The following is an 11857-nucleotide window of genomic DNA, read 5'->3' on the forward strand; positions in this document are numbered from 1 at the left end:
ATTTTAGATTACAAAAATTTGGGATAAGTCCCCGTACTTGAGGACGGGAAAATACTCCCTGCGCTGCGTACGCTTCGCTAACGTCAATTCCAAATTTTCAACCTCTACACTGGTTTGGTGGAATCAATCCAAAATCAAGTGACCTCCTATCCCCTCTTTCCCTAACTAGTAGGTCGTCAAATTACCTATTACCCATTACCCATTACCTATTACCCATTACCTATTACCTATTACCCATTACCTATTACCTATTACCTGCTACTAAATCGCTAAATCTAATTTCGAGGAGTGCAATATTGCTATGACAAAAGATGGGGAAAATCTAGCTCAATATTGGCAACAGCGACTAAGTACAGAATGTCCAGAACAAAGTCAGACTACTAGAGAAAGTATTCTTAACTGGCTTTTGGGAGTAGATTTAGAAAGGTTTAATTTACTTAACCCAAAAGAACTAGAAATTGCTAAACAAGCAATGGAATATCGGTGGCGAATTCTGCACAAACGTTATTTAGGTATAGGCAGAGAGAAGGCTTATCGTCAACTAATTAGCCGATTGGGTAGTGTAGTGGCAGTCAGAAACAAAATTCAAACTTGGATATCTCTCAGCCGCGATCGCCAACGGAGCGTTATTGATGTCCTGCAAGAAGTCCTCCAAGACCTGATACAAAGTGACTCATATATCCAACAACAAATGACTCACATTGCCGCATTAACAACGGACAAAAGGTTGCGGGACACATTACTATTTGCCAGCATCGAAGAATATTGTTTACGTCCAGTTCGGAATCAACCAATCTTAATATACCGCTTTGTTAACTACCTGCGAAGGATTCAGCGGGGAGGCTTAACACAAGTACCTAGCAGCGAATTAGTGAAACTTGTTTCCGAGGAAATTCTCGCCGAAAACAACGACAATCCAGTGAACTTAGTTGATAATCAGGCGATCGCTCAATATCAAGAAACCCAACGCCTAGAAGAACAAATAGTCAACCGTCAACGCGTACAGGAAAAATTTGAACAATACCTGTTAGAAAATATTGGACAACACGCAGTAGATTGGTTGCGCTTATATTTGCAAGGTACATCCCAAGAAGAAATTGCCAAACAACTCCATAAACCCATCAAAGAAGTATATCGTCTGCGGGAAAAACTCAGTTATCATGCCGTCCGTGTTTTTGCCATCAAAGATCAACCAGAACTGATTGATAACTGGCTGTCCACCTCCCTAGAAGAACATAATCTAGGGCTAACAGAAACCCAATGGCAACAACTTCCAGAAAAAATCACCCCTCTAGGACAACAAATCCTCAACCTCCGCAAAGCAGGTAACTCCATAGAAACTATAGCCCAACAACTACAACTTAAAAATCACCAACTTCTAGGTGAATGGACAAAAATTTATCTTGCCGCCCAAACTCTGAGAATTCAGAATTATAGCAGGAGTCAGGATTCAGCACTTCGACAGGCTCAGTGACCAGTCAGGAGTCAGGAGTAAAAACCTCTTGTGGACGGAGTTTCATTATCAATTCATGTCCTAACCACCTTGACGGTTGCTGTTTTTGTAAAAATATTTAAACCTCAAACCCATGAAATAAAGTATAAAAAATAATTTTGTGTTCATAAAAACCTCAGAATTTTTCTAAATAACCCAAGTTGCTAGTTATCTAGTTTAGGCTGGTAATGGATAATTGGTAATAAGTAATTGGTAATGGGTAATTGGTAATAGTCAAAATTTTTACCTCCTGCCCCCTACCCATGCTAGAAAGCCCCTGCCTCTTACCTATTCTCTACTTACCATCCTTCCTTAGATATATTCGTCAGTAACCCAGCCCTAAAGGGACTGGGCTTGCAAGAGTAATCAAGCAAGCCGTACTGACCAGACCACCCTGAGCATAGTCGAAGGGTAGCCGTTATTTGAGTCACGACACCTCGGAATGCGAAGCTAGTTCCCCGCTCTGTCGCTTGTGATTAAACAGTTCTAAGGTCACTGGAACAGTGTTGCCAGCCTAACAAGCTCTTATAACTGGTCGAAGCTAACATTACCCCAGAAATGGGAGGCTCTTTGGAGCAAAACATTATGCGTACAGAGTTGGGAAACTTGAATCGGTAATTGTCCCGTTGAAAGTACATCACAAGAGTACCCCGAATTTCCCAACTCCAAGGCGGTAATGAAAAAATATTCAAAGCGGTTAAAACCGCACGAGCGGTCACTGAGCAGTTCGGCAAGCTCACTGTAACACTTGTCGATAGCGGAGCGTGGCGTAAGCCATAGTGTCGTTTCCCTCTCAGGTCTGAAGACACTGAGTTTCCCACTTAGCGCGAGGTCTTATGAAAAAAGATATTGTTATTGATACTTTTCCACTCCTAATTACATCCAGTCCAGAAACCAGAGAATGGTTGCTGAATATAGCAACTGAACATGATTACCCATCAGGCCGGGCTGTTTTAATGGAAGATGCCTGGGGTAATGCAGTTTACTTTATTGTTTCCGGTTGGGTGAAAGTTCGCCGCACCCATGGAGAAGAATCTTTCACCATAGCAATTTTAGGACCCGGTGATTTCTTCGGAGAAATGGCTGTTTTAGATGAATCCCCCAGGTCAACGGACGTTGTTTCCCTTTCCAAAGTAAAACTACTAAGTGTTTCTAGAGAGAGTTTTCTGCAAATCCTGTTTCAAGACTCACATTTACATCATAGAATGCTGCAACTGATGGTAGGCAGAATTCGTCAAATTAATCTGCGGTTACAAATGCGTTTGTCACCACCTGCGGTTAAACTTGCCCATATCTTAGTCAGTTTAACCGATAGTTATAGTCAAGAATCAGAACAAGTCCAGAAAATTTTTAACATTCCCCTGAAAGATTTGGCAGAGGTGACAGAAATCAGCTTAGAAGAAACAACCAAAATCATGGAAAAACTCGCTGAAAAGGAATGGATTAAAATTGATACTGCTAACAACACCATTAATTTGATTAACTATACACAACTCGCGGTTTTAGCCAGCAAGATCTAATCTTTCGGCAGAGTAAAAATACTTGAGAAAATACTAAATTTAGCCAGATATAGCCCCAAATCCAGCCAATATGTCATAAGTTAAAAAGAGTGTTCCAGAGAAAATTGATTTATGACTACTACCATCAAGACCGAACCTGATTTAGCATCCCGTTTCGTTAATAGCATCTTAGCCATTAAACCCGTAGCTAATCTTGCTAAACACCGAGCTAGACAAATGATGATTAAACGGGCTGAAAAAATTGGTGTATTTTGGACAAAGGAAGTAGAGAAACTGCAAACCCGTGATTGGGGAAGCGATTTAGCGCAAGTCCAAAATCCGCAGCTAAACTACCCAGATTACTACGTCACCTCATTCCACGCCTATGAAACCGGAAATCTCAGTTGGCAAGCTGCTTTTGAAGTAGAATCTGCGGCTCATGCTGTCCACTCTAGGATTTGGCAGAAACCGGAAAATCAAGGTGACGCAAAACTTCGCCAAAGCTTTCATGATATCCTCAAAAATTCTATTTCTGAGCAGCCACAAGATGTTATAGACTTAGGGTGTAGCGTCGGCATAAGTACCTTTGCCCTACAGGCAGTTTATCCCCACGCCAAAATTACTGGTTTAGACTTATCCCCTTACTTCTTAGCTGTGGCTAACTATCGTAGCCAAGAACGTCAAACCCAAATTAACTGGGTACATAGTCAAGCAGAATCTACAGGCATAGCAGATGCTTCCTTTGATTTAGCTTCGATTTTTTTGATGTGTCATGAATTACCTCAATCAGCAACTCACCAGATTTTTGCTGAAGCTAGACGTATTTTGCGTCCTGGTGGACACCTAGCAATTATGGACATGAATCCCAAATCGGAAATTTACAAAAAAATGCCAACTTATATTTTGACGTTGCTTAAAAGTACCGAACCTTATTTAGATGAATATTTCAGTTTGGATATTGAACAAGCCTTAATTGGGGCAGGTTTCCAAGCTCCTTCTATTACTAGCAATAGTCCTCGTCACCGTACTATCATTGCTCAGGTGAGTGGCTAATTTATATTTAGTGTTGTGGGCAGTTATCCCCCCCCTGCTGTTTTTGTGGTTTTATTACCGCAGAACTCCTGCTGCCCCACCTTGGTTCAATTTATGGGTTTTGTTCATTATTGGCGCTATCTCTGGTTTTGCTGCTCTGGGCTTAGAATGGGCTATGGAAAATGTGGCTAACCGGGTTTTAGACTGGCAACAGATCCAGCGTCATTTTTCTGGGGTGGTTTTTCGGCAAATATTAGCGATCGCTCCCATTGAAGAAGGTTGTAAATTAGTAGCAGTTATCCTGCCCATTTCCTATTTACAACGTCAGTATCATCTCCGAGCTACCACAGTTTTTTTATTTACCATAGCCGTAGCTTTAGGTTTCACAGCCGAAGAAACCTGGATTTATTTATCTCACGGCACATCTTCCATTCTCGACCGTAGCATTGGTACACCAGTCCATGCCATGTTTTCTGCTCCTTGGGGATATGCTTTAGCAATATACATTTCTGCCAGTAAAAGGTTTAATCGCCATCGGCATTTAATTTTTGTTGCTTGGTTAAATTCTGTTTTCTTTCATGCTTTAGTCAATATTTTATCTATTTCTGTGAGGTTTTCACGACCCACAAATTTACTCATTTATTGTTTATTTCCTTTACTATTATGGATGTTTTGGCGGTTAGAACAACTACTGCGAAAACTCCAGAAAAAACATCCTTTAGTGTTAATTTCTGGACGAACATCCTCAGCCCGCACCTGGCAAAGGGGTTTAGTATTGTTAATCCTATCAATAGGCGGAAATTCTCTATTTGGATTATTGATTCTCTCCAGAAAAATTAGTCCTTTGCGGTGGGAACTTTGGTTTGATCCGAAAATTTTCTGGTTTATAGTCCAAGAACTATTATTCAATTTTGGGTTAGGACTTTTAGCTTGGTTAATTTATCGCTATTTACGCAGTTTAGCCAGTCGTCGGCATTTATGAAAACAACGGAGAATAAAACAATGACCATTATCACAATAGATGATGAATTAATTAATGAAATTATCGCAGTCAGTCACTATGAAAATGCACAGGAAGCAGTCATAAACATATTATCTAACTACTTGCAGCAACAAAAAAAGGAACTGCCTTTATTTGAGCGATTACGTTTTATAGATGATGAATCTGCCGAAGATGATATCGCCTCATTGTTTGAACGTGATCAAGACACAGGCAGAAATTTTGAACTATGACTTATCTAATTGATACTTGTGTAATGTCTGAGTTTGTTAAAAAAGCTCCCAACCCCCAAGTTAGTCAATGGTTTAATCAGCAACCAATGGAACAGCTATTTTTAAGTAGTATTACCATCGCTGAAATAAAAAAAGGGATTTATAAAATCCAAAACTCACAACCTGAACGATATCAAAAACTAAAAATATGGCTGCAAAAAGTAGAAATTGAATTTTATTCCCGTGTTTTACCGATACATGATGATATTTTAGATAATTGGGCAAAATTTTCTGCAAATGCAGAATTGAAAGGTAAAAAATTAGCCGTAATGGATAGTCTGATTGCCGCAACAGCGCATTATCATAAATTGACTTTAGTTACTCGCAATATTGATGATTTTAAAATGACACCAGTTAAAATTATCAATCCTTACAATCTTGAGTGAATTTTATAATCCTGAAGACGGCTTTTTGCAGTTCGCATAAAATATCCAAATATATTTTTACTAACCAAATAATGATCTGATTAACTAGCTTTGAGTTCCTAGTAACCGTTCACAGGGGGTGAGAATTTATTAAAAAACCTGAAAGCTTTGTCTGTTGGGTTTTTCAGGCAACTTGACATATTAACGAATGGTTCTTAAATTGGCTGGAAAACGATTTGCAAACCGATATAGAGATTTTGCGAATTTCAAATGACCTAAAAAAATCAAATCTATAACGTTTTTCATGCTGTTTTCGTGGAATCTCATATAGAGCGTTTTTTGTACCCCCCGTGAACGGTTACTATTGATACTGTACAATATAGTTCTATAACTTCTTAAAAAAAAAGAATGTTCAGCAAAGGATAATGGCGGTATGAAAATCAAAAATTCCCTTTCTCAAACTCTTACTCTTTGCGCCTCTGCGTCTCTGCGTGAGACAAATTCATACCTTCATTTAGCAACGCCGAAAAAAGTTTATTTTTTACAAGCTTGTTATCATCATGAATCAAAATAGATCCCCGACTTCTCAAGGAAGTTGAGGATCTGGATAGGTTTAAACTATCGCCAATACTGGTTGACTTACTGCTGTATTAACAGATATGGATTCAGAATCAGCCGTATAGATTTCGCAAGCATTATTGGGACTTTCCACCAGTTTAACTTTGTAAAGAGTTGCACCTAATTCTTGAATAGGCGATCGCAAAGTATTACTAATATAAAGAGCAATATTTTCCGCAGTTGGCACAACTTGATTAAAGAAAGCAACATCCTTATTTAAGAAAGTATGATCAAATGGCTCAATCACGTAATCTGTAATTATCTGATTTAATGCCCCCAAATCAATCACCATCCCCGTAGAGGAGTCAATATCCCCTTTGATAGTTACTTCCAACTGATAATTATGTCCATGTCCATTTACACGGGCGCATTTACCATAAATTTCTGTGTTTTTTGCCAAACTCAAATCAGGGTGTGCCAATCTATGAGCAGAGCTAAAATGAGTGCTAATACTCAAATACCCCTCCATACCCTGACCCGAATAATCTGCCCAAAGCTGATGACTTTCCAACAGTTTAACGTTGGATAGCTTCACTCCCAATCCATCAATGGGCGATTCTAGAAGACTATGAATGTAACGGGAAATATTCTCTGTAGTGGGTACAATATCGGCAAAATAAGGAATATCCTCATTTACACAAGAGTGATCAAATATTTTCACCACATAATCTTCCACCACTCGATTTAAAGCAGCTACATCCACAATCATGCCCGTACGGGAGTCTATTTCCCCTTCTACAGTCACCTCTAGATGATAATTATGTCCATGAGTCTGAGTACATCTACCATATTTATCAGCACTGAGGTTGGGTGCTAGACGGTGAGCAGCGCTAAAATGAGTCCTGATGGTTAAATTAGCTTGTTTTCCCTCTCCTTGATAATCTGCCCAAAGTTGAGGATGTTCAAATAACTGGACGCGCACCAAAGGTAAATGGGGTGCTAACCGTTCCCAAATCACTCGCGCAATATTTTCCGTAGTAGGGAGAGTTTGTTGAAATTCTGTCCACACATCGTTGAGATAGGAAAAATCTAGTTGACCGGTAACTTCCTCTTTGATGACGTGCTTCACATCGGACAGGTTTAGTACCATACCATACTCATCTAATTCCCCAATCATAGAGATGAACAAGACATAGTTATGTCCGTGTCCGGGAAATTTCGAGTAAGCACCAAATTTTTCTAAATTCTCGATTTCATTCAGTTCTGGGAACCAATACCGACCAACTGCTGAAAACTGATCGCGGCGATTAACAATACATTGCATGAGTATACTGGGAAGAGAACTTAATATTTCTTAAACTTTGACTATTCACAGCATAAACCAATTTGTTACCTAGCGATCGCTGAATTTTCCGAAAATACTGGGCAATTGAGTCAATACAAGTAACGCTATAATCAGAGATTGAGATTAACGAACGGGTTCAAGTCCGGGGTTCCGCATATCAATTTTGGATTAATCTCAAATCCGAAATTTAAAATCTAAGATTGTGATCACAAGTTTACAAAATTCCTTAGTTAAACAAATCCGCAAGTTGCACTCCACAAAGGAGAGAAATAAGCAACAACTATTTTTATTAGAAGGAACACATTTGCTGGAGGAAGCTTGTGCGGTTTCCTATCCCTTAGATGCGGTATGTTGTACTTCGCAATGGCATGATACACATTACCAACTATGGGAAGTGATTTGTAGTCAGTGCTATCGGGTGGAAATTGTCAGTCCAGAAGTTTTAGCAGCAATGGCTACAACTGTCAATCCTGATGGTATAGTAGCGATCGCTCAAAGAGAAGCACAACCAAGACAAATTCCTTTCACTGGCTTAGTTCTGGCTTTAGAGACTGTCCAAGATCCTGGTAACTTGGGAACTATGATTCGCACAGCCGCAGCCGCAAGTGCATCAGGTTTGTGGTTAAGTGAAGATAGTGTAGATTTAGATAATCCCAAGGTTTTACGAGCTTCTGCTGGACAATGGTTTCGCTTAAACATGGCTGTAAGTGCAGATTTGAAAACCACAGTTCGGCAAAGTCAGCAAGCAGGAATGCAAGTAATAGCTACCTTACCTCATGCCGATTCAACCTATTGGCAAGTAGATTGGCGTAAACCTAGTTTAATATTATTGGGTAACGAAGGGGCAGGATTATCAGCGGATTTAGCCGCATTAGCGGATATCCAGGTGAAAATTCCCCTCAGTCCTGGAGTAGAATCTTTGAATGTAGGGATCACTGCTGCTTTAATGTTATATGAAGCTCAAAGGCAGAAAATTCTGGATAAGCCGAAAACCTGAGTAAATCAAGAGTTTCCGGGTTGAAAAGGTGAATTAGGTGTAAGAAATCAGCTTTGAAACCGTTCATTTATCGGTTGCTTTTCCAGATTTAATATTATTTCTTCCTCCTGACTCCTGATTCCTATTTGTTTTTTTGCTCTAAATACTGTTCAATATCAGCAATTGCATCTTCCCAAGCGGCTAGATCAAAAGTATGAGTATTCTCACTGCTTTCTTGGTTTGTAGAATTACTTGTATCTGATATGGAATGATTTAGAACAATATCTTCTAACTGATTGAGCAATTCCTCAATATCTTGATCAACAGAATTGCTTTGAGAGTCTTTAATAGGTTTCATAATCTTCATAAGAGAATCATGATTGATGTATTTAATGATGAGTTGCAGTGACTAATCCAACCTTCCGTATGAAGATGAATAAATTTGTAAAACAAGGGTTAATTTGGCTGGGTATAGCTACCATTGCCTTAAGTTTAATGGCGTGCGATAACTTGTTTACCCCTCAAGGTACTCTAGTTGAGAGAGTCAGTGATGGTGACACATTAGTGTTGAAAAATGCTGATGGTCAAAAGTTCACAGTGCGGTTTGCTTGTATTGATGCTCCAGAAATACCCCATTCTCAGAAAGAAAAAAAGAGTAAAATTACTAAAGATGTAAATCAGTTTGTTTGGGGGATGAAAGCAAAAATACGGATAGAGGAACTGATCAAGCGAACAGATGATCGTGTACAGTTAAATATCACAGATAGCGATAGCTATGGCAGAAAAATTGCAGAGGTGCGTTTAAAAGATGGCACTTTTTTACAGCAAGTTTTGCTAAGAGAAGGATTGGCTAAAGTATATCGTTCTTATTTAAGTAAATGTCCAAGCAAGGACATAATACAGCAAGTTGAAGCACAAGCGCAACAGCAAAAAATTGGGGTTTGGAGCGATAAAAAATTTGTTGACCCTTGGGATTATCGGAAAATAAAGAGACAAATTAGAGATTAGTGGAATGTAACTCGATTTTGGATTGACTCTACCCTCAAGTGCATAAGTAGGTTAACACAATAAAACCAAACTGTGTAAAGAAACGTAAAATCGCTGAAAACTTCTTTAAGTAGTGAGACAGAATTAATTACACAATGTCATTGCGTTAGCGCAGCGTGGCGTTAGCCATATGGAACGAGGTGAAATGAAGCAATTCCCAGGGTTGTGATTGCTTCCCTTCCCTCGCAATGACTGTAAATATTTTTGTCCAATTACTTACTATTGCCTATTGCCTATTACCTTGCTATAACGACAATTTTTAACGCCAAGCTACTTACTTGGATTCATCCATATTTCTAATCTACTAAAAAGTTGGGAAGAAATCAGAGTTAAACACAGATAAATTACAGCCACAGCCGCGTAAATTTCAAAAGCGCGATAATTCCCCGCAACAATTAATTGTCCTTTTCTAAATAATTCCTCAAACCCAATTACCGCGACTAGACTAGTATCTTTTAATAGACTAATAAACTCATTCCCTAAAGGGGGAATCATCCGCCGAAATGCTTGGGGAAAAATCACATAAGCCATTGTTTGTACAGAATTTAATCCTAGTGATTTTGCTGCTTCTGATTGTCCAATTTCAATGGATTGAATTCCGCCTCGCACAATTTCCGCAATATAAGCTGCACTATTTAAACTTAAAGCAATTATCCCAGCTAAAAGACGATTTAAAGGGAACGTAAACCCTAACTCTTGAGAAATTGCTGGTAAACCAAAATAAATCATAAATATCTGCACTAATAACGGCGTTCCTCGGAAAAAATCTATATAAACTCTAGCTAAAAACCGCAAAGATTTAATATGAGAAAGGCGAATTATACCAATCAGAGAACCGCTAGTTAAACCACATAAACCTGATATAAATGCTAATTGTAATGTTACCAATACACCCGTTAATAAAGTTGGTAAAGATTGCCATATCACAGTCAGAGAATTAGATATAGCTGATTTTTGATTAATAAATGCTAATGTTTCTGGTAATTTTGGCGGTGCAGATTTAAACCATTTTTGGTAAATTTGCTGATAGTTGCCATTTTTTAAAATCTTGCTTAAACCTTGATTAATTAAAGATAAATAAGGAGAATTTCTAGCAGTTGCAATTCCATAAAATTCTTCAGTTAGTAATTGCTGGATGATTTTGATTCCTTGCAAATTACCTGTATTAATGGCGTACAAACTCGCAGGTGCATCATTAATAACTGCATCAACATTGCCATTTTGTAATTCTTGGAGGGCTAATGGTGCAGAGTCAAAACTGCGAACTTCCGCCCCAATCACACTTTTAGCCTTTTGTGCGCCGGTTGTCCCCATTTGGACAGCAATTTTTTTATTTTGGAGGCTGTTAAAACCTTTGATATTTTGATTATCTGTGCGAATAGCGATCGCCAAACCTGCTTTAAAATAGGGACGAGAAAAAGCTACCGTCTTCGCCCTTTCTGCGGTTATCGTCATCGAACTAATCGCCCCATCTATAGTTTTAGCTTGCAGTGCGGGAATAATGCCATCAAAAGGTAAACTCTGAAATTCTATCTGGAAATTAGCAGCAGTAGCAATTGCTCTCATCAAGTCAATAGAAAAACCTTCTAATTCTCCACCTTGACCTTGAAACTCAAAAGGCGGAAATGTCGGTTCAGTCGCCACTTGGAGAACTTTGTTTGGGCGATAATTCTCACTACAACCAGCTAATAAGCTACAAATTAAGACAATAAGTACACAGAAACGACCTAAACCAAATCTTACCATCTCCCCTCTTTGCATAATCAGCACTTAGAGTAGTTCATTCACAAGACTACAACGAAGTTATAGATTATATGAACTAAAGGAGGATGAAGAAAGTTAAGATATGTATCTTGCCTTGCTATAACGACAATTTTCAACGCCAACCTACTTAAGCCACAAAATAAATGATCCTGTTTTGTCATGCTGAGTGTAGCGTTCGCGGAGCGTGGCGTTAGCCATAGCGAAACGAAGCATATCAAGAGATTCTTCACTACGCTGCGCGAACAGAATGACATTGGGCATTTCTTTTTGTGGAGTTCTCTTAAATTTCCTTTGCCCAAAATCCCCCGATCCAGTAAACTCAGAGATGCTGAGTTACTCCTAATCATGTCCGACTCCCAAGTAAGTGCTGCTGTTGCGAAACTCTACGACACCTATCCATTCCCCCCCCCGAACCCATCCTGGATGAACCACTACTAGGTTATGACAATGGAAAACCAGCGGGATGAATGTTTTTATGAATAATATAAAATATATTTTCCTCTGAAT

The 11857-nt window shown here is 39.0% G+C and carries 11 protein-coding genes and 1 pseudogene; 8 read left to right on the forward strand and 4 right to left on the reverse strand.

The window, feature by feature from the left end; genetic code table 11:
* Nucleotides 1–301: 301 nt before the first annotated feature.
* The 6 genes from IQ228_RS02550 (at nucleotide 302) to IQ228_RS02575 (ending at nucleotide 5681) form a co-directional block, all read left to right on the forward strand.
* Nucleotides 302–1474, forward strand: coding sequence for a HetZ-related protein 2 (locus IQ228_RS02550; protein ID WP_193962090.1), 1173 nt, complete (start codon nucleotides 302–304; stop codon nucleotides 1472–1474).
* Nucleotides 1475–2328: 854 nt separating this feature from the next.
* Nucleotides 2329–3012, forward strand: coding sequence for a Crp/Fnr family transcriptional regulator (locus tag IQ228_RS02555; protein WP_193962091.1), 684 nt, complete (start codon nucleotides 2329–2331; stop codon nucleotides 3010–3012).
* Between the two features lie 111 nt (nucleotides 3013–3123).
* The gene (locus IQ228_RS02560; RefSeq protein ID WP_027403064.1) at nucleotides 3124–4044 is read left to right on the forward strand and encodes a class I SAM-dependent methyltransferase; all 921 of its coding nucleotides are present in this window, start codon (nucleotides 3124–3126) and stop codon (nucleotides 4042–4044) included.
* Nucleotides 4037–5005: a PrsW family intramembrane metalloprotease gene (locus IQ228_RS02565; RefSeq protein WP_027403065.1), complete on the forward strand. Its 969-nt coding sequence runs from the start codon at nucleotides 4037–4039 to the stop codon at nucleotides 5003–5005. The genes IQ228_RS02560 and IQ228_RS02565 overlap by 8 nt, the downstream gene beginning before the upstream one ends.
* A 20-nt stretch (nucleotides 5006–5025) precedes the next feature.
* Nucleotides 5026–5256 carry a type II toxin-antitoxin system VapB family antitoxin gene (locus tag IQ228_RS02570; RefSeq protein WP_027403066.1) on the forward strand — a complete coding sequence of 77 codons (231 nt, stop codon included), beginning with the start codon at nucleotides 5026–5028 and terminating at the stop codon, nucleotides 5254–5256.
* Nucleotides 5253–5681, forward strand: a complete 429-nt coding sequence (locus tag IQ228_RS02575; protein WP_168465443.1) for a type II toxin-antitoxin system VapC family toxin — start codon at nucleotides 5253–5255, stop codon at nucleotides 5679–5681. Before IQ228_RS02570 ends, IQ228_RS02575 begins: the two co-directional genes overlap by 4 nt.
* A gap of 592 nt (nucleotides 5682–6273) precedes the next feature.
* Here IQ228_RS02575 and IQ228_RS02580 read toward each other — a convergent pair.
* Together IQ228_RS02580 and IQ228_RS27300 are read right to left on the reverse strand one after the other, a co-directional pair.
* Complete coding sequence (locus tag IQ228_RS02580; RefSeq protein WP_370566804.1) at nucleotides 6274–7125, reverse strand: 6-carboxytetrahydropterin synthase; 852 nt, start codon at nucleotides 7123–7125, stop codon at nucleotides 6274–6276.
* A gap of 33 nt (nucleotides 7126–7158) precedes the next feature.
* A pseudogene (locus IQ228_RS27300) lies at nucleotides 7159–7542 on the reverse strand (6-pyruvoyl tetrahydropterin synthase family protein); the annotation flags it as partial.
* Nucleotides 7543–7765: 223 nt separating this feature from the next.
* On the opposite strand from IQ228_RS27300, the gene IQ228_RS02585 reads away from it, so the two are divergent.
* Nucleotides 7766–8560, forward strand: a complete 795-nt coding sequence (locus IQ228_RS02585; protein ID WP_193962093.1) for an RNA methyltransferase — start codon at nucleotides 7766–7768, stop codon at nucleotides 8558–8560.
* Between the two features lie 121 nt (nucleotides 8561–8681).
* On the opposite strand, the gene IQ228_RS02590 is transcribed toward IQ228_RS02585, so the two are convergent.
* Nucleotides 8682–8906: a hypothetical protein gene (locus IQ228_RS02590; RefSeq protein ID WP_080683901.1), complete on the reverse strand. Its 225-nt coding sequence runs from the start codon at nucleotides 8904–8906 to the stop codon at nucleotides 8682–8684.
* 65 nt (nucleotides 8907–8971) lie between these two features.
* On the opposite strand from IQ228_RS02590, the gene IQ228_RS02595 reads away from it, so the two are divergent.
* Nucleotides 8972–9547 (forward strand): thermonuclease family protein, encoded by a 576-nt coding sequence (locus tag IQ228_RS02595; RefSeq protein ID WP_027403071.1) that lies wholly within the window; start codon nucleotides 8972–8974, stop codon nucleotides 9545–9547.
* A gap of 309 nt (nucleotides 9548–9856) precedes the next feature.
* On the opposite strand, the gene IQ228_RS02600 is transcribed toward IQ228_RS02595, so the two are convergent.
* Complete coding sequence (locus IQ228_RS02600; protein WP_027403072.1) at nucleotides 9857–11332, reverse strand: ABC transporter permease subunit; 1476 nt, start codon at nucleotides 11330–11332, stop codon at nucleotides 9857–9859.
* Nucleotides 11333–11857: the final 525 nt, after the last annotated feature.

The organism is Dolichospermum sp. LEGE 00246 (genome assembly GCF_015207865.1).
GTDB lineage: Bacteria > Cyanobacteriota > Cyanobacteriia > Cyanobacteriales > Nostocaceae > Dolichospermum > Dolichospermum heterosporum.